The sequence below is a fragment of the Luteimonas sp. WGS1318 genome (genome assembly GCF_043187535.1).
Lineage (GTDB): Bacteria > Pseudomonadota > Gammaproteobacteria > Xanthomonadales > Xanthomonadaceae > Luteimonas.
The window spans coordinates 2590067-2612276 of the sequence record NZ_CP171131.1 but is presented as its reverse complement, the minus strand read 5'-3'; the positions used below and the strand labels follow the sequence as shown (position 1 = coordinate 2612276).

Below are 22210 nucleotides of genomic sequence, written 5' to 3'. Positions count from 1 at the left end.
CGTGCCGACTGCCCAACTGTCCGTCTATTTCTTTCTGCAGGTCGCAGTGATCCTGCTGGTCTGCCGGCTGGTCGGGCGGCTGGCGCAGCGGCTCGGGCAACCGCAGGTGGTCGGCGAGATGATCGCGGGCGTCGCCCTCGGCCCGTCGCTGTTCGGCTGGTTGCTGCCGGATCTGCAGGCGGCGCTGTTTCCCGCGCAGACCCTGGACACGCTGTACGTGTTCGCCCAGTTCGGCGTGGGCTTCTACATGTTTCTGGTCGGCACCGAGTTCCGCGGCGACCATTTCCGCAGCCGCGCGCGCGGTGCCTTCATGGTCTCGGTGGCGGGCATCGCGGTGCCGTTCGCGCTCGCCTTCCTGATCACGCCGTGGCTGATGGGCCTGCCGAACCTGTTCTCGGAGAGCATCAAGCTGTCCGACGCGTCGTTGTTCCTCGGTGCGGCGATCGCGATCACCGCGTTTCCGATGCTGGCGCGGATCATCCACGAGCGCGGGCTGTCGGGCACGCCGATGGGCACGCTGGCACTGACCGCGGGCGCGGTCGACGACGCCGCGGCCTGGTGCATCCTCGCGATCGTGCTGGCGAGCTTCGGTGGCAGCTGGGACAGCGCGTGGCTGGCGATCGGCGGCGGCGTGGCCTATGCGGTGTTCATGCTGACGATCGGGCGCCGGATGCTGCGGCGCCTGGCCGACACCGTGCGACCCGACGCACCGCTCGGCTCGACGACGCTGGCCGTGGTGCTGATCCTGTTCTGCCTCAGCGCCTGGACGATGGACGCGGTCGGCATCCACGCGGTGTTCGGCGGCTTCCTGCTCGGCGCCTGCATGCCCAAGGGTGCGCTGGTGGAAAAGCTGCGCGCGATGCTGCAGCCCTTCGTCGTGGTGTTCTTCCTGCCGATGTTCTTCACGTTCTCCGGGTTGAAGACCAACCTCGGCATGGTGCTCGAGCCGCAGATGCTGCTCGCCGCCGGCGCGATCCTGCTGGCCTCGTTCGCCGGCAAGGGGCTCGCGTGCTGGGGCGCGGCGCGGCTCGCGGGCGAGAGTCCGCGCGATGCGCAGGCGATCGGCGCACTGATGAACGCGCGCGGGCTGATGGAGCTGATCCTGATCAACATCGGCCTGCAGGCCGGGGTGATCAAGCCGGGGCTGTTCTCGATCCTGGTGCTGATGGCGATCGTGACCACGTTGATGGCGACGCCGCTGTTCAACTGGATCATGCGACGCCGCGCCGGCCCTGCCGGCGTGAGCACGCCGTCGGGCGCGGGCTGAGACGCGGCCCGCGCGGCTTGCCTGTCCTTCATCGGGCGGCGCGCATCATCGCGTGCGGACCCGACACGCACGATGCGCAGGAGTACACGATGTCCGCTTCGAGCCGTTTGCCGTTCCGTCGCCGTGTCGCGGCGATCGTCGCCGCCGCGGCGGTGCTCGCCGGCTGCGCAACCCAGCGTCTGTCGGACGCCGACCGCTATGCGCTCTACGCGCGTCATGCCGGCGCCGAGGTCGACCATTTCCGCTATCTGGGCCGGATCAACGGCTGGACGCCGCTGGGTGACAGCGCGCTCGCGGTGTGGACACGCCCGGGTGAGGCGTGGCTGTTGGATTTGAGCGGTCCCTGCCAGGACCTGGACTACACGCCCGCGATCGGGCTGACCAGCACGATGAGCCGCGTGAGTGCGCGCTTCGATCGGGTGCTGGTGCGCAGTCGCAGTTCGATCAACATCCCTTGCCACGTCCGCCAGATCCGTCCGCTGGACGTCGCGGCGATCCGCGAGGCGCAGCGGCGCAATTCCGAGGATGCGCCGTCGATGGACGAGCCTTCAGATCAGCTTCCGGATTCGGGCACGTAACCGGCGACGGTGCCGGTCTGGCGTTCGAACAGGTATTTGCGCATCTCGTCTTCGAGAAACGCGCGGTGCTTGGGATCGAGCGGCGAGAGCCGGTTCTCGTTGATCAGCATGGTCTGGTGCGCCAGCCACTTCGCCCAGGCCGGCTTGCCGATCTCGGCGAAGACCTGTTTGCCCAGGGCGCCCGGCCAAGGCACGAAGTCCAGGCCGTCGGTTTCGATCTGGTCGTGAACGCAGAACACGCGTCGGCTCATCTCAGTCCTCCAGGGCGACGCGCGGCGCGAGCAGCAGCGTGCGGATCGGGGCGGGAATGCCGAGCGTCGCGAGATCGTCGCGGGCCACCCAGCGCAGCGCATCATTGTCGCGCACGCCGCGCCGGGGTGCGAGGCCGGGCCAGTGCAGCGGATGCAGGCGCAGGCGGTAATGACTGAAGCCGTGCTGCACCGGCGCGAGCCGCGCGGGCGTGTCGAGGTCCACCGGATCGACCAGGCCGGCCGCATGGCCTTGCAGCCAATGCGACGCGTCGTCGTCGATTTCGAGCTGCGGCAGGGACCACAGCTGCGCCCAGACACCGGTCGGCGGACGTCGCTGCAGCAGCACGCGGCCGTCGCGGTCCTCGAGCAGCAGCACGGTGGCTTCGCGCTCGGGCAGCACCTTGCTGGGACGCGGCGTGGGCAGCTCATCCACGCGGCCCTGCACGAACGCCGCGCAATCGGTGTTGACCGGGCAAAGCAGGCAGGCGGGGTTGTGGCGCGTGCACAGCGTCGCCCCGAAATCCATTTGTGCCTGGGTGTAGTCGGCCATGCGTGCCTGCGGCAGCAGGGTGTCGGCGATCGTCCACAGGGTCTTCTCGACTTTCGGCAGCCCGGGCCAGCCTTCGACGGCATGGCGCCGCGCCAGTACGCGCTTGACGTTGCCGTCGAGGATCGATGCGCGTTCGCCGAAGGCCTGCGACAGGATCGCGCCGGCCGTGCTGCGGCCGATGCCTGGCAGCGCGATCAGCGCATCGAGATCGCGCGGCAGATCGCCACCGTGCAGCTCGACGCAGCGCTGCGCCGCGGCCTGCAGGTTGCGCGCACGGGCGTAGTAGCCCAGGCCCGACCACAGTGCGAGCACGTCGTCCTGCGGCGCGGCGGCGAGCGCGCGCACGTCGGGCAATGCGGCGACGAAGCGCTCGAAATAGGGAATCACCACGCGCACCTGGGTCTGCTGCAGCATGATTTCCGACAGCCACACCCGGTAGGGCGTACGCGGATGCTGCCAGGGCAGGTCGTGGCGGCCGTGCACATCGAACCAGGCCAGCAGGCGATCGGCGTAATCGCTCATTCGCCGCTGCCGTCGTCGAAGTCGATGCGCACGTCTTCGAGCGTGGCGCCGGCGAGTTCCAGGCGCGGCGCCGTCAGCCGGCCCTGCAGCGGCGGCACCGGGCTGCCCGTGTCGATCGCATCGAGCCACTGCAGCACGGCCGGCAAGCGCGCGCGGCCGTCGAAGCGCGCGCCGGCGTGTTCGATGCGCAGGGCCAGCGGCGCATCGAATCCAGCCGGGCCGGCATAGCGCAGCGCGAACGGCATCGGCGCGTCGCTGTCGGACAGCGGGGCGGGCAGCGCGGGCCAGGCCTCGGGCCAGCGCGCGATGTGGCCGTCGAGCGCGAGGTGCAGGGCGTCGTCGAGGGCGATGCGGCCGCCGGCCGCCAGCGTCGGCACCAGGCCCTGTGCACGCGTCGCGATGCCCACCGGCGCGAGTTCGAGCCGTCCCGCATCGAAGGCCAGTCGGCCCTGCAGGCCGAACGCGAACGGAATGCTCGTCGCACGCGCGCGCCAGTGCGCGTCGCCAGCGATGCGCAGCGGCGCCAGGTGCAGGCCCGGCGATGTCGGGTCGGTGCGCGTGGCGTCGAGCCGCAGCCGGGTATCGAGCCGACCCGAGGGCAGGCGCAGGGTCACGGTGCCGTCCGCGCCCAGCGTGCGCATGTCCACGAGGCGATCGGTCTGCACCTGCAGCTGGAACGGTGCGCGCGTGCTGCCGAAGATCGCAGTGCCGGCCACGCGCGCATCGACGGCGCGGTCCGGGTACAGCGCAGGCACATCGAGCGTCAGACCCTCGATGCGCCAGCCGTCCGCGTCGACGACGCCGTTGCGGATGCGCAGCCCGTCGGTGAACGGTGGCACGCGGCCATCGCCGGGCGGTCGCGCATCGAGCCAGCGGAGCAGGGTGGGCAGGTGCAGGGTCGGCGCGTCGAGTTCGATCCGGGCGATCTCGAGATCGGCGCCGCGGCTGCGGATCGTCTTCCATGGCAGCGCCAGCAAGACGCGATCGGCGCGCAGCATCGGCGTGCTGTCGCCGGGTATGCGCGCGACGACGTTGCGCACTTCGAGCTGCGGGCTGCCGCGCAGGCGGTAGTCGACGTCGCCGTCGAACGTGATGTCGAGGCCGAGGGTCGGCCCCAGGCGCTCGAGCACCAGATGCAATGCGCGCTCGGGCGGCAGCAGCACGCGGACCGACAGCACCAGGCCGAGGCCTGCGACGGCGAGAATCAGCAGCAGGATCGGCCAGCGCCGACGGCGCGGCGCCGGCGCATCGGGCGCCGGAGCCGGGGTGCTCACGCGCCGAGCGTCTCCGGCAGCATCGCGTCGACGAAGGCTTCGGCGTCGAACACACGCAGGTCTTCGGGGCGCTCACCGATGCCGGCGAAGCGGATCGGGATGCCGAACTCGCGCGCCAGTGCGAACACCACGCCGCCCTTGGCGGTGCCGTCGAGTTTGGTGACGACCAGGCCGGTGACCTGCACCGCGGCATTGAACTGGCGCAGCTGCGACAGCGCGTTCTGGCCGGTGGTGCCGTCGATGACCATCAGCACTTCGTGCGGTGCGGTGGGGTCGATCTTGCCGAGCACGCGACGGATCTTGCCCAGCTCCGCCATCAGGCCCTGTTGCGTGTGCAGGCGGCCGGCCGTGTCGGCGATCAGTACGCCGGTGCCGCGGGATTTCGCGGCCTGCAGTGCGTCGAACGCGACCGCGGCCGGGTCGGCGTCTTGCCCCTGGGCGACGACGGCGACGCCGTTGCGTTCGCCCCAGGCCTTGAGCTGGGCGACCGCTGCCGCGCGGAAGGTGTCGCCCGCAGCCAGCATCAGCTGGTGGCCTTCGTCCTTGAAGCGCTTGGCGAGCTTGCCGATCGTCGTGGTCTTGCCGACGCCGTTGACGCCGACGGTGAGGATCACGAACGGGCGGGCGGCCGGGTCGACGACCAGCGGCTTGGCCACCGGCTCGATCATCGCTATCAGGTCGGCGCGCAGCGCCTGGAGCAGCGCGTTGGCATCGGTGAACTGGCGCTGCTTCATGCGCTTGCGCAGCGATTCGACCAGATCGGTGCTCGCCGCGACGCCGACGTCGGCGGTCAGCAGCGCGGTCTCGATCTCGTCGAGCAGATCCTCGTCGAGCTTGGGATTGCGCGAGAACAGGCCGCCGAAGCTGCGCGCGAAGGTATTGCCGCCCAAGCGCTCGCGCCAGCCCGACTTGCCCGGCGCGGCGGCGGGCATAGTGCTCGCGAACACGTAATCGGCCAGGGCTGCCGCGGGATCGACGAAGGCGGGCGGCGGGGCGGGGGCTGCTTCGGGCAGCGCCAGCGCGCTCTCGGCCGTTGCCGGCACGGTGGCATCCGACATGCCGGAGCCGTCCACATCGGGCGACGCCGTGGCCGGCGGAATCACCGGTGGCGCGGGTGCCGGCGCAGGCGCAGCCGGCGGCGCGAACGCAGCGGCGATCTCTTCGGCGCTGAGGCGGCGTCGGCCGCTGTCGGCCTCGGGCGTGTCGGGGGTTTTGTCGCGCTTGAACCAGCTGACCATGCGGCGGTCGGAATGGGGATGGGGGAGAATGGCGCGCATGGTATCACCCGCCTTTCAGGCGCCCTGTGGGGGCGCACGCGCTTGAACACACCACGCAACCGCCCGCCGAACGCCAATCGCAATACGGGGCCCGGACGTGTCCGCATCGTCGGTGGACGTTGGCGCGGCACGCGTCTCGACGTCCCCGACGTGGCCGGCCTGCGGCCGACGTCGGACCGGGTCCGCGAAACACTGTTCAACTGGCTGCAGCCGGTGCTGCCCGGTGCGCGCGTGCTCGATCTGTTCGCTGGGACCGGCGCGCTGGGGCTCGAAGCCGTATCGCGCGGCGCCGCCAGTGCGCTGCTGGTCGAACGCGATGCCGCACTTGCTGCCGCCCTGGCCGCGACCGCGGCGCGGCTGTCCGGCGGCGATGCGGTCGAGGTGCGGCGCGGCGATGCGGTGGTGATGGCCGCTGCATTGCCTGCGGGCAGCGTCGACATCGCCTTCGTCGATCCGCCGTTCGCCCACGACCTGTGGATGCCGACACTCGCCGCGCTGGCGCCCGCCCTCGCGGCCGACGCCTGGCTGTATGTCGAGTCGCCGTCCGCGAGCCCGGCGCAGCCCGGTCCGGGCTGGCGACTGCACCGCGAACTGGGCACCCGCGAGGCGCATTGCGCGCTCTACCGGCGCGCCGGCTGACGCAGCCGCGGCGCTGCTACACTTGGCGCCCGCGCCTCACACCGACAGACAGCCGACGCCAGCATGAGTGCGAGTCGCAAACGCATCGCGGTCTACCCGGGCACCTTCGACCCCATCACCAATGGGCATGTCGATCTGGTGGACCGTGCGGCGCCGCTGTTCGAGCAGCTGATCGTCGGGGTGGCGGAAAGTCCCGCCAAGCGCCCGGCGATGTCGCTCAACGAGCGCGTGGGCCTGGTCCGCGAGGCGCTCTCGCACGTGCCCAATGTCGAGGTCATCGGCTTCCATTCGCTGCTCGCGCATTTCGTGGCCGAAGTCGGCGCCGGTGTGCTGCTGCGCGGCCTGCGCGCGGTGTCGGATTTCGAGTACGAGTTCCAGCTCGCCAGCATGAACCGGCACCTGATCCCCGAGGTGGAGACGCTGTTCCTCACCCCGGCCGAGCAGTACGGCTTCATCTCCTCCACGCTGGTGCGCGAGATCTCGCGCCTCGGCGGTGACGTGTCGGGCTTCGTGCCCGCCGCGGTCGATCGCGCACTGCGCAAACACACGCAACGCTGACGTTGTCCATCCACGCCACACGATAAAGAAACGAGAGGGAATCCAATGAAGTCCATCAACCGCGCGCTGCTGGTCGCCTGCCTGGTCCTGCCGGTCGTCGCCTGCAGCAAGGACGAGCCGGAGCAGCAGACCCAGGTCGCCTCGGTCACCGCGCCGCAGACGGCCGACCGCGCCGCCTGGAACACCTATCTGAACGAGATCGCCAACCGGAACATGGAAGGCATCACCAACTCGCCGTACGTCTACCTGGTGCCGCCGGCGCCCGCAGGCGTGACCGACAGCGCCGTGCCGCCGGCGGACACCGACGCCGGTGCCGAAGCAGGTGCTGCCGACGCCGGCCCGCAGCTCGCGGGCCCGGTCGACGGTGATTACGAGCGTCTGCTCGACAAGGCCAAGACCGACGTCTCGCGCGGCATCGTCCGCGGCAACCTGCTCATGTTCGCCGGCCTGGATTCGGCCCGCACCGCGAACCTCACGGTCGCGGCGTTCGACGGCATCGAGCCGAACACCATGCGCGGCGTGCGCGTGCTGTTCATCGGCACCGCCGGCGATTCCGAGCGCGTCAAGGCGGCCGTCGAGCCGGCCGGTGTCGAATACGTGTTCGTCGATACCGCGCAGTAATCCGCCTCACCGGCCGGCCTCGCCGGCCGTGGTTCTCGACCGCCGTCGTGCCTGTGCACGGCGGCGGTCTGCGTTCGGGCGCCGGCGCGCCAGGCCCGAAGGCGCCCGGCGCGCAACGTGGTTCCATCCATGGAACGCCGCACCGGCGGCCAGTCACTACAATGGCCGCATGTCCCTGAAGATCAATGCGCTCTGCGTCAACTGCGACGTCTGCGAGCCGGCGTGTCCGAACCAGGCGATCTCGCAGGGCGAGGAGATCTACGTCATCGATCCTGCGCGCTGCACCGAATGCGTCGGCCACTTCGACGAGCCGCAGTGCGTCGTGGTGTGCCCGGTCGAGTGCATCGACCCCGATCCCGATATTCCCGAAACCCAGGTGCAGTTGCTGGCCAAACTGGCGCGACTGCAGCAGGAGGCGTCATGACACGTGCGCGAACCCTGGCCGGCCTGCCGGCGCTGCTGCTGTCCCTGCTACTGCTGGCGGTCGCGCCATCGTGCGCGCGTGATGTCCGAGCGCCCGACGCCGCGCCCACCACTGCGCAGTCCGCCGCCGCGCCGCCCGGCAACGCGGTCGCGTCGGCGCACGCGCTGGCCACGGACGCCGGGCTGGAGATCATGCGCGCGGGCGGCAATGCCTTCGACGCGGCGATCGCGACCTCGGCCGTGCTGTCGGTGGTCGAGCCGATTTCGTCGGGGCTGGGCGGTGGCGGCTTCTTCTTGCTGCACGACGCATCGAGTGGCCGCGACATCTTCGTCGACGCGCGCGAGACCGCGCCGGCCAGCACGCATTCGGACCGCTATAGAAAAGCCGACGGCAGCTTCGATCGGGACCGTGCCGAGAACGGGCCATGGTCGGCCGGCATTCCCGGGCTGCCCGCGGCGTTCGTGCACATCGCCGAACAATACGGTGCGCTGCCGCTGTCGCAGTCGCTGGCACCGGCGATCCGCATCGCCGAGGAAGGCTTCCCTGTCTACGCGCGGTTCGCGCGCGGCTACCAGTCGCGTCGTGCGGTGATGGAGCGCTACCCCGGCACGCGTGCGGTGTTCCTTGCCGACGGTCGCGCGCCGGAGGAGGGCGACACGTTCCGTCAGCCCGACCTCGCACGCACCTTGCGCCTGCTGGCCGAGCGCGGCTTCGATGGCTTCTACGGCGGCGAGACCGGCGCGAAGCTCGTTGCCGGGGTCAATGCCGAGGGCGGCGAATGGACCGCTGCGGACCTGGCCGCCTACCGCGTGGTCGAGCGCACGCCGATCCGGTTCCGCTATCACGACTGGGACGTGGTCACCGCGCCGCCGTCGTCGTCGGGTGGTATCGCGATGGCGCAGATGCTGCAGATCCTCGAACCCTATGATCTGCCGCGGCTCGACGCTGCCGCGCGCACGCACCTGGTCGTCGAATCGATGCGCCGCGCGTTCCGCGACCGCACGTTCTACCTGGGCGATCCTGATTTCGTGACGATTCCTCAGCGCACGCTGACGAGTCGCGACTACGCCGCCGGCCTGCGCGCGACGATCAATCCGGAGAAGGCGACGCCGAGTGACCTGCTATCGGGCATGGCAACGCCGCTCGAGGACGAAGAGACCACGCATTTCTCGATCATCGATGCCGCCGGCAACCGCGCCGCGGTCACGCAGACGGTCAATCTGTTGTTCGGCAGTGGCCTGGTCGCGCCCGGCACCGGCGTGCTGCTCAACAACGAGATGGACGATTTCGCGCTGCAGCCGGGCGTGCCGAACGCCTTCGGCGTGATGGGCTTCGATGCGAACGCGCCGGCACCGGGCAAGCGGCCGTTGAGCTCGATGACGCCGACCTTCCTCGTCTCCGACGACCGCGTGGCCGTGCTCGGCACACCGGGCGGCAGCCGCATCATCACCATGGTGCTGCTGGGCATCCTGGGCTACGACGCCGGCCTCGACGCGCAGGCCGTCGCCGCGTTGCCGCGCTATCACCACCAGTGGATGCCGGATGCGATCTCGGCCGAGAGCGACGCGTTCTCCGCCGACACCGCGGCCAGGCTGCGCGCGCTGGGGCACACGGTGAACCTGCCGGGCGACCGCGCGGCGGGCGGCCGCGGATCGAGTCACGTCTGGGGCAACCTGCAGACGGTCGAATGGAACCGTGCGAACGGCACACTGACCGGCGGCAGCGATCCGCGCAATGCGGTGGGCTCGGCGAAGGTGGACGCGGCCGCACGCTGAATCGCTGTTGGGCGGCCATGAACCGTTGGACCATTCTCGGAGCTCTATCGTTTGGCGGCCTCTTCGCGCTTTTTGCGCTCGGGCCGTCGCACCTGACAGAGTCAGGGGCGTGGCGTTGGGCGGCAGCTGCGTTTCTGTTCGGCACGTACTCCGCACTGGTCATTTTCGCGACCTCGGGCAGGAAGCGGTCCATCTCTCTGCCGACCCAGGCATTCCTGGGCGTGCTTTTCGCCTGCGCAATCGCCGCTTCGTTTGGCGCGGCGCGGGAGGGCTACGCTCTGGCCGTGGTGTCAGGCGTGGTACTCGGGTTCACGGCCGACATGTGGGCCAAGCACATCCAGTTGCCGTAGGCGCCGCCTGACAATTCGTCCAAGCCGACGCCGCTCCGCGGCGTGTAGCGGCGAACCGGTAGCGGGAGCACTGCGTACGTGAGCGTGCGTGGTCGCCCACCGGCACGCCCACTCTGCAAGCAAGACGCGTTCGAGAACCGCTCGGCGTTTCTGGAAGGCGCACGCGCGGGCGCGCCGGCACGTGCCGCACGAGCGCAGACCGCTTCCGTGGCGGCTGCGCCTACAATCGGCCACCGATGCGGCGCGGGAGGGCGTCATGAAACTGTGGTCGATCCAGGGCAACTCGCAGAAGCTCGACGGCGGCTCGATGTTCGGCAACGCGCCGCGCGCGATGTGGACGAAATGGGCCACGCCCGACGATCTCAACCGCATTCCGCTGGCGACGCGCGGCCTGCTCGCGACGCCGCTCAACGGCAGGACGGTGCTGTTCGAGACCGGTATCGGCGCGTTCTTCGAACCGAAGCTGCGCGAGCGCTTCGGCGTGCAGGAGGACCGGCACGTGCTGCTCGATTCGCTGCACGCCGCGGGCTTCGATCACACGGATATCGACGTCGTCGTGCTCAGCCACCTGCACTTCGACCATGCGGGCGGGCTGCTCGCGCCGTGGTCGGATGCGCGCGGCCCGGAGCTGCTGTTTCCCAACGCGACCTTCGTCGTCGGTCGCGCGCACTGGGAACGTGCCACGCGGCCGCACGCACGCGACCGCGCCAGCTTCATTCCCGAGTTGCCCGGTCTGCTCGAGGCCAGCGGGCGGCTGCAGTTCCTCGACGGCGCGCAGTGCGAGGCGCTCGGCGACGCGGTGCGCTTCCACCGCAGCGACGGTCACACGCCCGGCATGATGCTGGCCGAGATCCTCGGCCCCGACGTGCAGGGCGGCGTGCATCACGGCGGCGTGGTGTTCTGCGCCGACCTGGTGCCCGGACTGCCATGGGTGCACGTGCCGATCACGATGGGCTACGACCGTTATCCCGAACTGATCATCGACGAGAAGCAGGCGTTTCTCGCCGACATGGCCGCGCGCGGTGTGCGCCTGTTCCTGACCCACGATCCCGATGTCGCGCTGGCCCAGGTGGTCCGCGACGCGCACGGCCGGTTCGCGGCCGGCCACACCGCCGCGTCGCTCGCGGCCCGTACCCTCGACGAAGGACATTCCGCATGACCCCGCGCATTTCACTGCTGATCGCCTCGCTGCACGTCGTGCTCTATCTGGTCCTGGCGCTGCGCGTGGTCCTGCATCGCAACGTCCACAAGATCGGTGTCGGCACCGGTGGCGACGCGGTGCTGAGGCGCAAAGTGCGCGTCCACGGCAACTTCGGCGAATATGTGCCGCTGGCGCTGTTGATGCTGGCGCTGCTTGAACTGGCCGCGGTGTCGACGGCGTGGCTGTGGACCTTCGGCATCGCCCTGCTCATCGCGCGCGTGCTGCATGCCGCGGGCCTGGGCGCCTCGTCCGGCTATTCGGTCGGGCGCTTCGCCGGCACGCTGCTGACCTTCATCACGCTGCTGGCGATGGCCGCGCTGGGCATCTGGCGGTTCGTCGCCGGGGCGATGATCGTCGCCTGATCCCGCGCGTATCCCCGTAGAAGCGTGCTCGCGCGCCAACGGGTTTCACCGGGAACGCTCATCGCGCGCGAGCGCGCTCCTACAGCAGGACGATGCGCTGGCACGTTTGGTACCTGTAGGAGCGCGCTTGCGCGCGATGGGCTTCACCCGGAACGCCCCATCGCGCGCGAGCGCGCTCCTACAGAGGGGCGATGCGCTGGCGTCGTCGTCACGGTGGGGAGTGACCCGGGCGGCGCTTTCCGTCAGACCTGACGCGGGGCGCAATCCCGGCACTTGTAGGAGCGCGCTTGCGCGCGATGGGCTTCACCGGGAAAACTCCATCGCGCGCGAGCGCGCTCCTACAGAGAATTTTTCACCGGCGCGCGTTACCGCATGCCTCATGCGGCTCGACGCCGACGCGGGCTCAATCCACCCGCGTGCCGAAGATCTTGTCGCCGGCATCGCCGAGGCCGGGCAGGATGTAGCCCTTCTCGTTGAGGCGTTCGTCGATCGACGCCGTGTAGACCTCGACATCGGGATGTACCGCCTCGAGCGCGCGCAGGCCCTCCGGTGCGGCGACCAGGAACAGGCCGTTGATGCGCGCCGCGCCCGCGGCCTTGAGCATTGCCACGGTGGCGATCAGCGTGCCGCCGGTCGCGAGCATCGGATCGAGGATCAGCGCGGTGCGGTCGGCCATGTCGCCGACCAGGTTCTCGTAATAGGGCACGGCTTCGAGCGAATCCTCGTCGCGCTTGATGCCGACCACGCTGACCTTGGCTGCGGGAATCAGGTCCAGCACGCCCGGCAGCATGCCGATGCCGGCGCGAAGGATCGGCACCAGGGTGATCTTGCGGCCCTTGATGCGGCGCACGCGCACGGTGCCCGCCCAGCCCTCGACTTCGGCATCTTCGGTCTCCAGATCCGCGGTCGCCTCGTAGGTCAGCAGCGTCGCGACCTCGGCCGACAGCTCGCGGAAGGTCTTGGTGCTGTTGTCGGCGCGGCGCATCAGGCCGAGCTTGTGCTGGACCAGCGGATGGCGGACTTCGACGATTTTCATGCGAGGGCCTGGGCGCGGACGGGCGCACAGGATAGGTCAGTCGAACGTGCGCGTCCCAGCATCGGGCGGGGCGCGTGAGCGCTCGAACGAAAAGGCCGGCATTACGGCCGGCCTCCTCGCATACCGAAGCGAGTGCGGTCAGAACTGGTAGCACACGCCGGCCAGCCACGAGCGGCCGAAGCCTTCCATCTCCAGCACGCGGTTGCGCTGGCCCTGGAAGCGGATCTGCCGGGTGTCCTGGATGTTGTTGACCTCGCCGAACGCGCTCCAGCCCAGGCCCAGCGCGTAGCTCGCCGAGAAATCCAGGCTCGCGCGCTCGTCCCAGTACACGTTGAGCTCGGGATTGGTGATGTCGAAGGCCTGGATGAACCTGGAACGGTAGTTGTAGGCCAGGCGCGTATTGAGGCCGTACTTCTCGTAGGTCAGCGCCAGGTTGTAGTTGGTGCGCGACGTGCCGGGCAGCTCGGTCTCGCCGAGGCCGAACGGTAGCTCGGCGCTCGACTTGGCATAGGTGTAGTTGGCGTAGATGCCCAGGCCGTCGAGCGCGCCAGGCAGCCTATCGAAGGTCTGCTGCCAGGTCAGCTCGGCGCCGTGGATGCGCCCGCGCTCGCCGTTCTCGGCGCGGGTGATGCGCAGGGTCTGCGCGCCGAAGGCCTCGTCGCGCGAGGCAACGAACAGCGGATCGTCGATGCGCTTGTAGAACACCGCGGCCGAGAGCAGGCCCAACGGGCGCAGATAGTGTTCGAACGACAGATCCGCATTCCACGCGTAGGCCTCGCGCACCAGCGGGTTGCCCTCGTTGATGGCCACCACATTGAGATCGTCCGCCTCGCCGATCACGCGATACGGCGCGACGTGCATGAAGTCCGGCCGATTGAGCGCCGTGGACACCGAGCCGCGCAGGATGCTGTCGGGCGTGAACTCGTAGCGCAGGTGCACGCTCGGCAGCAGGTTGTCGTAGCGGCGCCCCGCGGTCTGCGGCATCACGTCGCCGGTGTCCTCGTCGAACTGGATCGCGCTGCCCTCGATCTCGGTGCGCTCGTAGCGCAGGCCGGTGACCATGGTCAGGCGGTTCCAGTTGGCGTCGAGCCGCACATAGCCGGCCTGCACGTCCTCGGACGCGCGATAGTCACCGGTCAGCGAATCGGGGATCAGCCGCTCGTGATTCGGGCTTTCGATCAGCTGCCCGGCGTAGCGGTCGAAGATGTCGCGGCAGAACCGGCGGCCGGCAAGGAAGTAATCGAAATTGTTGCTCACGCTGTCGCAGAGCATGTCCGACATGGTGATGCCCAGCGCGGCGAAATCGGCCGCGCTGCCGTTGCGGTAGCGCTCGTCGTCGAACATCTTGTCGCGCTGGCGCAGGCGCACGCCGAAACGGACGTCGCCGCTGTCGCCGAGGAAGGCCTGCGGGCGGCCCAGGTCGACGCGCAGGGCGTTCTCGTCTTCCTCGCCGTATTCGTAGCGGTCGTTGAGTCGGCGGAACGCGTACCAGCTCTCGGGCAGGTTCACGCCGGTCGTCGGGGCATCGGGACGGCCGAGGATGGTCCAGGTCGGGAAATCGGGGTTGCCGTAGTCGTAGCGCATCTGCGGGCGCACGGTCGAGCGGAAGATGTACTGCATGCGCGGGCTGGTGGTCTTGGTCGCCTCGCTGCGCGACGCCTGCCAGTCCAGCTTCCAGGCATCGCCGAGGAAATGCTCGCCGCTGAGGTTGTAGGTGCGGATGGTCTTGTCGTAGGTGCGCTCGCGCAGTTCCTTGTCGAACGTCGCACGGGCCTGGCCGGTGGTCTCGCCCGAGCCGGCCGCGAAGTTGTCGAGGGCGATGATCAGGTTGTCGCGGAACTCGCGGTCCTCGAAGTTCGAGTCCGAGGCCACGAAGGTGAGCAGGTGGTCGGGATTGATCCGGTAGTCGAAGCGACCGGTCAGGCCCTTTCGCGTGCGCAGGCCCTCGTAGTCCTTGATCTGCACCTCGGTCGGCCGGAAGCCGCCGCCGCCCGCCTGGTAGAGCGTCTCGACGTTGTCCGTAAAGCGCCCCTGCCGGCTGATCGAACCCGAGACCAGCACGCCGATGTTCTGCTCGGCGCCGAAACGGTTGCCGACGGTGGCGTTGTAGCGCTGGTTCTCGCCGTCGCCGAGCTGGTACTTGCCGCCGGCCAGCGACGCACGCAGGGTCAGGCCCTCGCGGTCGAGCGCACTCTGGGTGCGGATGTTGATGTTGCCGGCGATCGCGTCGCCGTCCATGTCCGGCGTGAGCGCTTTGGTGACCTCGAGCGCGGCGATCACGTCCGAGGGAATCGTGTCGAGTTCGACGCCGCGGCTGGCGGCATCGGGATTGGCCAGCTGCACGCCGTCGATGGAGACGGTGGTGAACTCCTTGGGCGCGCCGCGCACGGTGACGTAGCGGCCTTCGCCCTGGTCGCGCTCGATCGACACGCCGGGGATGCGCTGCGTGGATTCGGCGATGTTGTTGTCCGGGAACTGGCCCAGTAGGTCGGCCGAGACCACGTTGACGTAATTGGTGGTCGCGCGCTGCTGGTTGAGCGCCATCGCCTGGGCGTCACGGCTCGCGCGCACCTCGACCACGCCCACGTCGGTGGCGGCCACGGTGCTGCGCAGGGTGATGTCGATCTGCGCGCCGCGGCTGTCACCGAGCTCCACTTCGGATTCGTGACGCGTGTATCCCAGATAGTCGACCTGCAGCGCATAACGGCCCGGGGCCAGCCCGGTGACGCGGAAGAACCCCTCCCGGTCGGTGCTGACCTGGCGGCCGCCGACGGTCACGATCGCGCCTTCGAGCGACACACCGCGCGAGGCTTCGCTGACCTTGCCGACGATCGTATTGGCCATCGCGGCCATGGTCCCGGTGGACACGGACTGCGCGGTAGCAGGTGCGGTCCATGCCAGGGCGAGAGAGGCGGCGATCGCGGTGGCGATGACAGAACGGCTGGGGGGCATGACGACTCCGGTGATGGCGGCGGTGCGGGGCACGGCGACGCTGCGGTGCAGAGGCGTTCGTCGTGTCGACGCGGCGGCATGGGCCTGCGTCGCCGGAGGCGTGCGGTGACGCTCCGTTTCCCCGGGGCGGCAGTCTGGGAAGCGTCGATGACAGCGACATGGACGGAATGCGTCAGCCACGTTGCGGACCGCGCGGTGCAACACGTCTGCAACCTGCGGTCGACACCATGCGGGTTCGCCGCGATACGCATGACCGTTGTGTGTATCGGGTCTTCGGCGGTGCGCCGACCGGCGCGCCGGGCCATCATCGAGACGCCGCCGCGCACCGTGAACGGTGCGATGCCCGTGCATGCGTCCAACAGGAGTTCTGCAGATGAAACACGTGGTGTCCCCGGCGCGTGCGCCGCGCCTGCTCCCGCTCGGCGCCTGTCTGCTCGCGGCGTCGCTGTTCGCGCTGCCGGCCCTGGCCGAGACCGTGGTCAAGACCGAGGTGGAACCGAACACGCTGGTGCCTGCCGGGGTGCTGCGTTACGCGCCGAGCGTGTTTCCCGACCGCATCGTCGCCTCGCCGGCGCAGGATGCCGCGACCGGCTTCGGGGTGTCGTGGCGGACGGCGACATCGGTCGATGCCCCGGTGCTGGAGATCGTCGTCGCCGGCGATTCGCCCGACATGGGCGAGCGGCGCCGTGTCGCGTCGCGGAGTGCCGCGCTGGACGGCGAGAACGGTGCCGCGCGTTTCCACCGCGCCGACGTCGACGGCCTGCAGCCCGACACGCTGTACGCCTGGCGCGTGCAGGGCGGTGGCACCTGGAGCCCGTGGATGCACACCCGCACCGCGGCCGCGGCGGATGCGCCGCTGACGCTGCTGTATTTCGGCGACACCCAGAACAAGAACGCCAGCCTGAGCACGCGGGTGCTGCGCGAGGCGCACCGGCATGCACCCGATGCCAGGCTCGCGCTGTTCGCAGGCGACCTGGTCAGCGGCGGCGACGGCGAGGACGACAACGAGTGGGGCGAGTGGTTCGACGCGGTCGGGCCGCTGGCGACGATGGTGGTCAACGCGCCGGCGCCGGGCAACCACGAATACTGGGAAGAGTTCGAGGACACGCCGCAGGAGCGCCGCGTGCTCGGTGATCACTGGACGCGCACGTTCGCGCTGCCGGCCAACGGCGCGGCCGGCGCGGAGCCGACCACCTACTGGTTCGACTACCAGAACGTGCGCGTCGTCGTGCTCGACGGCACATCGGCGCTCGACCTCGGCACGGCCGAAGCGCAGGCGGCGTGGCTCGACCGCACGCTGGCGGCCAATCCGCACCGCTGGTCGATCGCGCTGATCCACCAGCCGATGTATTCACCGCGGCAGGACCGCGAGAACGTGCTGCTGCGCGAGCACGTGCTGCCGGTGCTGGAGCGGCGCCGGGTCGATCTGGTGCTGCAGGGGCATGACCATGTCTATGGTCGCCGGCCCGGCGAGGACGCCGCGCGGCCGACACCGCAGTACCTGGTATCCGTCGTCGGCGCCAAGCAGTACCGTCTCGGCGACGATGCGCGTCGCGACATGGACCCCACCGCCGAGGACACCCAGCTGTTCCAGGTGATCCGTATCGACGGCGACACCTTGCACTACGAATCGCGCACCGCGACCGGGCGCCTGTACGACGCCTTCGAACTGCGCGGCGCAACGCCTGCGGCGCGCACCTTGCACGAGATCACCGAGGGCCGCATCGCACCTCGCGACTGCGCGCGTGCGGCCACGCTCAAGGGCCGTGCCGACCGGTGTTGGGAGTGACGCGATGAGCCGGCATGTGCACATCCTGTGTGGCGTGGGCCTTGCGCTGCTGGCGAGCGTCGCCGCATCGCATGCCCATGCCGCCAATCCGATGCAGGCCGCACAGCCTGCCGATGCGCCCGCCCAGGCGCGGCTTCTGGTGGAGATTCCAGCCGGCGGATTCACCAAGTACGAGGCCGACGACGACGGCCTGATCCACGTCGACCGGTTCCTGTCGATGCCGATGACGTATCCGGCGAATTACGGCGCGATGCCGGGCACGCTGGCCGGCGACGGCGATCCGCTCGATGCGCTGGTGATCACCCGCGCGCCGCTGTATCCGGGCGTGCTGATCCGCTTCCGTCCGCTCGGCGTGCTGCGCATGCGCGATGGCGGCGCCGCGGACGAAAAAATCGTCGGCGTGCCGGCCGACGACGTGGATCCGACCTACGCGGACCTGCGCGAGATCACCGACCTGTCGCAGATCGAGCGCGACCGCATCGAAGCCTTCTTCCGGGTCTACAAGGATCTGCCGGCCGGCGGGAAACGCATCGAACTCTCGGGCTGGGGCGATGCGGCCGAGGCGCGGGCGCTGATGCGCGCCGCGGTGGGCGCGTTCGAGGCGGCGCGCTGAGCCCGCGTCGACGCCTCCAGCGCGCCCGCGGGCCGGCGATGCGTCATCCGCAGTAGCGCGAGCGGGCCGCGACCGCGTCCTGCAGCAACACGTGTTCGCGATCGGTCAACGCGCTCGATCCGGCGAGATCGTGGATCGTCCGCTGCAGGGTGGGGCAGGGGCTGTCGGTGTAGCCGGGCGGCCACAGCCCGACCAGCTGCGCGAAGCCGCGCACGACGTCCTCGGGCGTCACCTGGCGACGCATGCGGAACCGCTCGGGCCGGGCGTCCTGCCGCGCGGGGCTGCGTGCCCACGGCAGCGTGTCGCCGATGGTGACGGGTGCGGCGTCGACACCGAGCAGATTGCCGTAGTCGAGCACACCGGACGCGTGCGTCGCGGTCGAGGCGGGCGCCTCCGCAGGCGCCGACGGCTCGACGGCCGCTTCGATCGGCAATGACGCTGCGGCGGGCGACGGGCGCGCACGGGTGGGCGTCGACGCGGCGGCCGCATCGATCAACGGCGGCAGGACGATCGCAGACGCAGGCGGCCGCGGGTCCACGAACACGAGTCGGGTCACGACGATCGGCGGCCTCGACGGCGCCGGCCCGACGGCGGCGCGCCATGCGATCACGCACAGGGCGATCAGGGCCGGAAGCAGCAGCGCGGTCAGCAGCGCGGCCAGCGCATGGGGATCTCGGTCGCCTGCGCGGCGGGCGGCGGCGGGGCCGTCGGGATGATGCGGGACTCGGCGGATCGACATCGTCAGAGGCGTCCATGCCACGGGTGCGGGCAGGCTACCTGCGGCGATGCGGGACGCACTGCCGACCGGTCAGCTCCCGGCGAAGGCATGCCGCCCGTGTCGATGTCGGTCCGTGCCGCGGCTACGTGCGCCCTCGGCGATGGTGTGCGGCTCGCCGGGCGGGCTGGGGCGCATCGTCCGCGTTGTCGCCGGGATCGTCGGGATCACGCGCGCGCCATGCTGCGCGTGATCCCGCGACCGGATCTCAGCCTTCGTCGGTCGAGTCGGCCTCTACCTCGGCCTCGGCCTGGGCTTGGGCCTCGGCACGGGCTGCATCCAGCGCGTCCTCGACCGTGTGCCATGCGGCCGCGAGATCCACGCGCGTGCCGTCCGTCCACACCGCCTCGATCCGACGCGTCGCGCGGATGTCGGCCAGCGGATCGCCGGCGACGACCAGCACGTCGGCGCGTGCGCCGGCTTCGAGCCGGCCGAGGTCGGGTTGCCCCAGGATGTCGGCGGCGACGTGGGTCGCGGCCTGCAGCGCCTGCGCCGGCGTCAGGCCGGTCCGCACCAGCGCGTCGAGTTCCTGGTGCAGCGCAGGGCCGGGCAGCATGTAGGGCGCGGCGGGCAGGTCCGAGCCGGCACCGACACGCACGCCGGCGGAGAGCAGGCGCGGCAGCAACGCGCGCATCAGGCGCTGATCGCTGCGCGTCAGTGCCTGCACCTCGGGATCGCCGAGCACGCGGGACAGATGGGACCAGTAGCCGGCGAAATCCGTGGCCATCAGCGCGGCACCCGGCAGGTCGTCGCGCGGCAGGCTGTCGGGCGCGGAGAACTGCGCGCCATTGCCGGTCGTCGGCACCACGGCAACGCCGGACTGCGCGAGGTCCGCGACGATCCGGTCGAGCAGTGCCGGGTCCAGCGTCTCGGCATTCGGATCGCCGCCCATGCGTTCGTAGGCCAGTGCCGCGCCGCCCAGATGTTCCAGCGTGACGACGCCCGATGCCGCAGCCTGGCGCGCATCGACCTGCGCGCCGGTCAGGCCGCGTGTCAGCATGGTGCCGAGATCGGTCATCACCGGCAGGTCGTGGCGCGCGGCGGCCTGCAGCGCCGCATCGAAGACCTCGGGCGACAGCTGTTCGTAGAGCTTGATCCAGTCGACGCCGGCCTCGGCGAGCGCGTCGATCACCGTGTCCGCGTCGGCCGGCGATGCCAGCGTGATGGCAGGCTGGCCGCCGAGCGTCGCGGCATCGAACGGAGCCGGCCCCTGGGGCGTCAGCGCACTGACCGGGCCGTCGAGCAGCGGGCCGGTCGCGAACAGGCGCGGCGCGCCGGATGTCGTGCGCAGGCGTGCCAGCGTGTCGAGCGTGTTGCCGGCATCGCGGATCGTGGTGACGCCGGAGGGGACGAACGCGCCGATGTAATGCGGCCGTGCATGCACGTGCAGGTCGATCAGGCCCGGCAGCAGCAGGGCGTCACCGTAGTCGTGCTGCGGGGTGGTGGCGTCCCAGGTGCAGGTGTCGCGCGCACCGGCGCAGCGCACGCGCTCACCGGCGATCACCACCACGCCGTGGTCGATCACCGCGCCCGCGCGGGCGTCGAACAGGCGGCCGAGCAGGACGGCATCGGCCGGAGACGCTGCGGCCTCTGCGGACGGCAGGCTGCTGCAGGCAGACAGAAGAAACGCCGCACACGGAAGTGCGAGCAGGGCGGAACGTCGAATCATGGTCACCACGCTGTCGTGAAAAGACGCGGCTCGATCGCGACGGTGCACGTCCTCCGGACGCCCGCGGCGGCATCGACACCGCGGCTGCGCCCGGCGGTCGCAGACCGGGGCCGGCCGCGCGGGGCCGCGACCTTATCAGGCGGCTGCGGCTTCCGTCAGCCGCGGACCTTCGCGCAGGGCCTTGCCGACCATCGCCACCATCAGCGCGATCTCGTCATCGGCAATGGCGAAATGCGGCGTGAAACGCAGCGAGTTCGCGCCGCCGTGGATCACGCCCAGGCCGTGTTCGCGCAGCCACTCTTCGGTCGATCCGGCGCCGTAGCACCTGAACTGTGGCGCGAGTTCGCAGGAGAACAGCAGGCCGGTGCCCTGGACCTTGGTGATCAGCCCGCCGAGTTCCGCCTTCAGCGCTTCGAGCGCCTCGACCGACTTGCGGCCGGCATCGCGAATGTTGCCGCGCATCGCGGGCGTGAGCTGGGCGAGCACCGCGCAGGCGACATCGAGCGCACGCGGGTTGGCGGTCATCGTGTTGCCGTAGACGCCGCTCTTGTAGAGCTGCGCGGCGCGCTCGGTCACCGCGAGCACCGACAGCGGGTACTGGCCGGCGTTGAGCGCCTTGGAATAGGTTTCCATGTCCGGCGCGTCGAGGCCTTCGAAGCCGGGATAGTCGACCACAGACAGCACGCCGTGCGCGCGCAGGCCGGCCTGGATCGAATCGACCAGCAGCAGGCTGTCGTGGGCGCGGGTGAGTTCGCGCGCGGCGGCGTAGAACGCCGGTGGCAGCGCGCGGCCGGGGTCGCCTTCGCCCATCACCGGCTCGAGGAACACGGCCTCGACGAACCAGCCGTTGGCATCGGCGTCGGCGAATACCTGGCGCAGCGCGTCCACGTCGTAGGGCGGCACGGTGATCAGCGAGTCCTCGTCGCGGAAGCTCGCCAGGTACTTCTTGTAGGCGGCGCGCGAGGAGTCGGAATACAGCGCCGGGCGTTCGGTGCGGCCGTGGAAGCTGCCCTTGACGACGACGCGCTTGATCGTGCGGCCGGCATGACGGCCGCCCGGATCGGTCTGGGTGCGCGTATTGATGTCGGCGATGCGTGCGGCCAGGCCGACCGACTCGGAGCCGGAGTTCAGGCACAGGAAATGGCTGAAGGGACAGCCGCCGTCGCGGCTGTGGCCGATCTCGCGGCGCAGGGCGCGGTCGAGCTTCAGCTGCGACAGGCTCGGGGTCATGATGTTCGCCATCGGCACCGGGCGTGCCATCGCCTCGATGACCGGCGCGGGCGTGTGGCCGAAGCCGAGCATGCCGTAGCCGCCCGAATCGTGGAGCACGGCGCCCTTGAGCGTGACGATCCACGGCCCGCGCGCGGCCAGCGCGACATAGGGGTTCACGGCGTCGCTCTGGTAGAAATTGACGTAGCCCGCCTGTACGGCGCGCGCCTGCGCGTCCTCGTCGAGATCGAGCAGGTCGGCGAAGTCGTCGCCCAGCGCGGCATGGGCCTCGGCCGCCGCGCGTGCGGCCTCGACCAGGTCGGGATGCGTCGCGGCGAAGCGCGTGAGCACGTCGTCCGGCAAGCCGGTGGTGCGGCGCTGGCCGCCGTGTGCGCGCAGGGGGGCGAGGATCTCGATCACGGACATGGAACGCTCCTTGGGACGTCGGGAGGGCCGGGCGGGTCTCCGGACGGCGTCCGGCCGGGCCGGAACGCCGCGGCATCGGGCCGGCGGTCGTT

The 22210-nt window shown here is 70.3% G+C and carries 21 protein-coding genes; 12 read left to right on the top strand and 9 right to left on the bottom strand.

Annotation, left to right across the window (positions count from 1 at the left end):
* Window position 1 precedes the first annotated feature (1 nt).
* Entirely contained in the window at window positions 2-1267 is a 1266-nt protein-coding gene (locus tag ACF3M1_RS11945) for a cation:proton antiporter (protein ID WP_394000923.1), read from the top strand.
* An 89-nt stretch (window positions 1268-1356) separates the two neighbouring features.
* Window positions 1357-1845, top strand: a complete 489-nt coding sequence (locus ACF3M1_RS11940) for a DUF6491 family protein (protein WP_394000921.1) — start codon at window positions 1357-1359, stop codon at window positions 1843-1845.
* On the opposite strand, the gene ACF3M1_RS11935 is transcribed toward ACF3M1_RS11940, so the two are convergent.
* From ACF3M1_RS11935 to ftsY, 4 genes are read right to left on the bottom strand one after another with little or no spacing between them, the layout of a single operon-like run.
* Window positions 1821-2096, bottom strand: coding sequence for an oxidative damage protection protein (locus tag ACF3M1_RS11935; protein ID WP_394000919.1), 276 nt, complete (start codon window positions 2094-2096; stop codon window positions 1821-1823). The genes ACF3M1_RS11940 and ACF3M1_RS11935 overlap by 25 nt on opposite strands.
* 1 nt (window position 2097) lies before the next feature.
* Window positions 2098-3168 carry an A/G-specific adenine glycosylase gene (gene mutY / locus ACF3M1_RS11930; RefSeq protein ID WP_394000917.1) on the bottom strand — a complete coding sequence of 357 codons (1071 nt, stop codon included), beginning with the start codon at window positions 3166-3168 and terminating at the stop codon, window positions 2098-2100.
* Window positions 3165-4442, bottom strand: coding sequence for a hypothetical protein (locus ACF3M1_RS11925; RefSeq protein ID WP_394000915.1), 1278 nt, complete (start codon window positions 4440-4442; stop codon window positions 3165-3167). Before ACF3M1_RS11925 ends, mutY begins: the two co-directional genes overlap by 4 nt.
* On the bottom strand, window positions 4439-5680 hold the full coding sequence (gene ftsY, locus ACF3M1_RS11920; protein ID WP_394005259.1) for a signal recognition particle-docking protein FtsY: 1242 nt from the start codon (window positions 5678-5680) through the stop codon (window positions 4439-4441). Before ftsY ends, ACF3M1_RS11925 begins: the two co-directional genes overlap by 4 nt.
* Before the next feature lie 81 nt (window positions 5681-5761).
* Between ftsY and rsmD the strand changes: the two genes are divergently transcribed.
* The 8 genes from rsmD (at window position 5762) to ACF3M1_RS11880 (ending at window position 11649) form a co-directional block, all read left to right on the top strand.
* Window positions 5762-6358, top strand: a complete 597-nt coding sequence (gene rsmD / locus ACF3M1_RS11915; RefSeq protein WP_394000913.1) for a 16S rRNA (guanine(966)-N(2))-methyltransferase RsmD — start codon at window positions 5762-5764, stop codon at window positions 6356-6358.
* A gap of 63 nt (window positions 6359-6421) precedes the next feature.
* Window positions 6422-6916, top strand: coding sequence for a pantetheine-phosphate adenylyltransferase (gene coaD / locus ACF3M1_RS11910; protein WP_394000911.1), 495 nt, complete (start codon window positions 6422-6424; stop codon window positions 6914-6916).
* A gap of 45 nt (window positions 6917-6961) precedes the next feature.
* Window positions 6962-7537, top strand: a complete 576-nt coding sequence (locus ACF3M1_RS11905; RefSeq protein ID WP_394000909.1) for a hypothetical protein — start codon at window positions 6962-6964, stop codon at window positions 7535-7537.
* A gap of 169 nt (window positions 7538-7706) precedes the next feature.
* Window positions 7707-7961 carry a YfhL family 4Fe-4S dicluster ferredoxin gene (locus ACF3M1_RS11900; RefSeq protein ID WP_394000907.1) on the top strand — a complete coding sequence of 85 codons (255 nt, stop codon included), beginning with the start codon at window positions 7707-7709 and terminating at the stop codon, window positions 7959-7961.
* Window positions 7958-9736, top strand: coding sequence for a gamma-glutamyltransferase (ggt, locus tag ACF3M1_RS11895; RefSeq protein WP_394000905.1), 1779 nt, complete (start codon window positions 7958-7960; stop codon window positions 9734-9736). Before ACF3M1_RS11900 ends, ggt begins: the two co-directional genes overlap by 4 nt.
* A gap of 17 nt (window positions 9737-9753) precedes the next feature.
* Window positions 9754-10086: a hypothetical protein gene (locus tag ACF3M1_RS11890; RefSeq protein ID WP_394000903.1), complete on the top strand. Its 333-nt coding sequence runs from the start codon at window positions 9754-9756 to the stop codon at window positions 10084-10086.
* A gap of 256 nt (window positions 10087-10342) precedes the next feature.
* Entirely contained in the window at window positions 10343-11245 is a 903-nt protein-coding gene (locus ACF3M1_RS11885; protein ID WP_394000901.1) for an MBL fold metallo-hydrolase, read from the top strand.
* On the top strand, window positions 11242-11649 hold the full coding sequence (locus ACF3M1_RS11880; protein WP_394000899.1) for an MAPEG family protein: 408 nt from the start codon (window positions 11242-11244) through the stop codon (window positions 11647-11649). Before ACF3M1_RS11885 ends, ACF3M1_RS11880 begins: the two co-directional genes overlap by 4 nt.
* A gap of 403 nt (window positions 11650-12052) precedes the next feature.
* Here ACF3M1_RS11880 and upp read toward each other — a convergent pair whose 3' ends face one another.
* Together upp and ACF3M1_RS11870 are read right to left on the bottom strand one after the other, a co-directional pair.
* Entirely contained in the window at window positions 12053-12685 is a 633-nt protein-coding gene (upp, locus tag ACF3M1_RS11875) for a uracil phosphoribosyltransferase (RefSeq protein ID WP_394000897.1), read from the bottom strand.
* A gap of 138 nt (window positions 12686-12823) precedes the next feature.
* The gene (locus ACF3M1_RS11870; protein ID WP_394000895.1) at window positions 12824-15637 is read right to left on the bottom strand and encodes a TonB-dependent receptor; all 2814 of its coding nucleotides are present in this window, start codon (window positions 15635-15637) and stop codon (window positions 12824-12826) included.
* Between the two features lie 373 nt (window positions 15638-16010).
* Here ACF3M1_RS11870 and ACF3M1_RS11865 point away from each other — a divergent pair, with 373 nt between their 5' ends.
* Both ACF3M1_RS11865 and ACF3M1_RS11860 read left to right on the top strand, forming a co-directional pair.
* Window positions 16011-17426 (top strand): metallophosphoesterase, encoded by a 1416-nt coding sequence (locus ACF3M1_RS11865; protein ID WP_394000893.1) that lies wholly within the window; start codon window positions 16011-16013, stop codon window positions 17424-17426.
* A 4-nt stretch (window positions 17427-17430) separates the two neighbouring features.
* Window positions 17431-18039, top strand: coding sequence for an inorganic diphosphatase (locus ACF3M1_RS11860; protein WP_394000891.1), 609 nt, complete (start codon window positions 17431-17433; stop codon window positions 18037-18039).
* Between the two features lie 43 nt (window positions 18040-18082).
* Here the strand turns inward: ACF3M1_RS11860 and ACF3M1_RS11855 are convergent, their stop codons facing one another.
* From ACF3M1_RS11855 to ACF3M1_RS11845, 3 genes are all read right to left on the bottom strand, one after another.
* The gene (locus tag ACF3M1_RS11855) at window positions 18083-18778 is read right to left on the bottom strand and encodes a hypothetical protein (protein ID WP_394000889.1); all 696 of its coding nucleotides are present in this window, start codon (window positions 18776-18778) and stop codon (window positions 18083-18085) included.
* Between the two features lie 244 nt (window positions 18779-19022).
* Complete coding sequence (locus ACF3M1_RS11850) at window positions 19023-20483, bottom strand: amidohydrolase family protein (RefSeq protein ID WP_394000887.1); 1461 nt, start codon at window positions 20481-20483, stop codon at window positions 19023-19025.
* A gap of 135 nt (window positions 20484-20618) precedes the next feature.
* Window positions 20619-22118, bottom strand: a complete 1500-nt coding sequence (locus ACF3M1_RS11845) for an aminotransferase class III-fold pyridoxal phosphate-dependent enzyme (RefSeq protein WP_394000885.1) — start codon at window positions 22116-22118, stop codon at window positions 20619-20621.
* Window positions 22119-22210 lie beyond the last annotated feature (92 nt).

Bases quoted from the DNA above. Each gene is read 5' to 3' on its own strand.
- mutY (WP_394000917.1), bottom strand. From the start codon at position 3,168: ATGAGCGATTACGCCGATCGCCTGCTGGCCTGGTTCGATGTGCACGGC.
- ACF3M1_RS11940 (WP_394000921.1), top strand. From the start codon at position 1,357: ATGTCCGCTTCGAGCCGTTTGCCGTTCCGTCGCCGTGTCGCGGCGATC.
- ftsY (WP_394005259.1), bottom strand. From the start codon at position 5,680: ATGGTCAGCTGGTTCAAGCGCGACAAAACCCCCGACACGCCCGAGGCC.
- ACF3M1_RS11905 (WP_394000909.1), top strand. From the start codon at position 6,962: ATGAAGTCCATCAACCGCGCGCTGCTGGTCGCCTGCCTGGTCCTGCCG.
- ACF3M1_RS11880 (WP_394000899.1), top strand. From the start codon at position 11,242: ATGACCCCGCGCATTTCACTGCTGATCGCCTCGCTGCACGTCGTGCTC.
- ACF3M1_RS11845 (WP_394000885.1), bottom strand. From the start codon at position 22,118: ATGTCCGTGATCGAGATCCTCGCCCCCCTGCGCGCACACGGCGGCCAG.
- upp (WP_394000897.1), bottom strand. From the start codon at position 12,685: ATGAAAATCGTCGAAGTCCGCCATCCGCTGGTCCAGCACAAGCTCGGC.
- ggt (WP_394000905.1), top strand. From the start codon at position 7,958: ATGACACGTGCGCGAACCCTGGCCGGCCTGCCGGCGCTGCTGCTGTCC.
- ACF3M1_RS11890 (WP_394000903.1), top strand. From the start codon at position 9,754: ATGAACCGTTGGACCATTCTCGGAGCTCTATCGTTTGGCGGCCTCTTC.
- ACF3M1_RS11935 (WP_394000919.1), bottom strand. From the start codon at position 2,096: ATGAGCCGACGCGTGTTCTGCGTTCACGACCAGATCGAAACCGACGGC.
- ACF3M1_RS11865 (WP_394000893.1), top strand. From the start codon at position 16,011: ATGAAACACGTGGTGTCCCCGGCGCGTGCGCCGCGCCTGCTCCCGCTC.
- coaD (WP_394000911.1), top strand. From the start codon at position 6,422: ATGAGTGCGAGTCGCAAACGCATCGCGGTCTACCCGGGCACCTTCGAC.
- ACF3M1_RS11900 (WP_394000907.1), top strand. From the start codon at position 7,707: ATGTCCCTGAAGATCAATGCGCTCTGCGTCAACTGCGACGTCTGCGAG.
- ACF3M1_RS11850 (WP_394000887.1), bottom strand. From the start codon at position 20,483: ATGATTCGACGTTCCGCCCTGCTCGCACTTCCGTGTGCGGCGTTTCTT.
- ACF3M1_RS11860 (WP_394000891.1), top strand. From the start codon at position 17,431: ATGAGCCGGCATGTGCACATCCTGTGTGGCGTGGGCCTTGCGCTGCTG.
- ACF3M1_RS11870 (WP_394000895.1), bottom strand. From the start codon at position 15,637: ATGCCCCCCAGCCGTTCTGTCATCGCCACCGCGATCGCCGCCTCTCTC.
- ACF3M1_RS11885 (WP_394000901.1), top strand. From the start codon at position 10,343: ATGAAACTGTGGTCGATCCAGGGCAACTCGCAGAAGCTCGACGGCGGC.
- ACF3M1_RS11855 (WP_394000889.1), bottom strand. From the start codon at position 18,778: ATGTCGATCCGCCGAGTCCCGCATCATCCCGACGGCCCCGCCGCCGCC.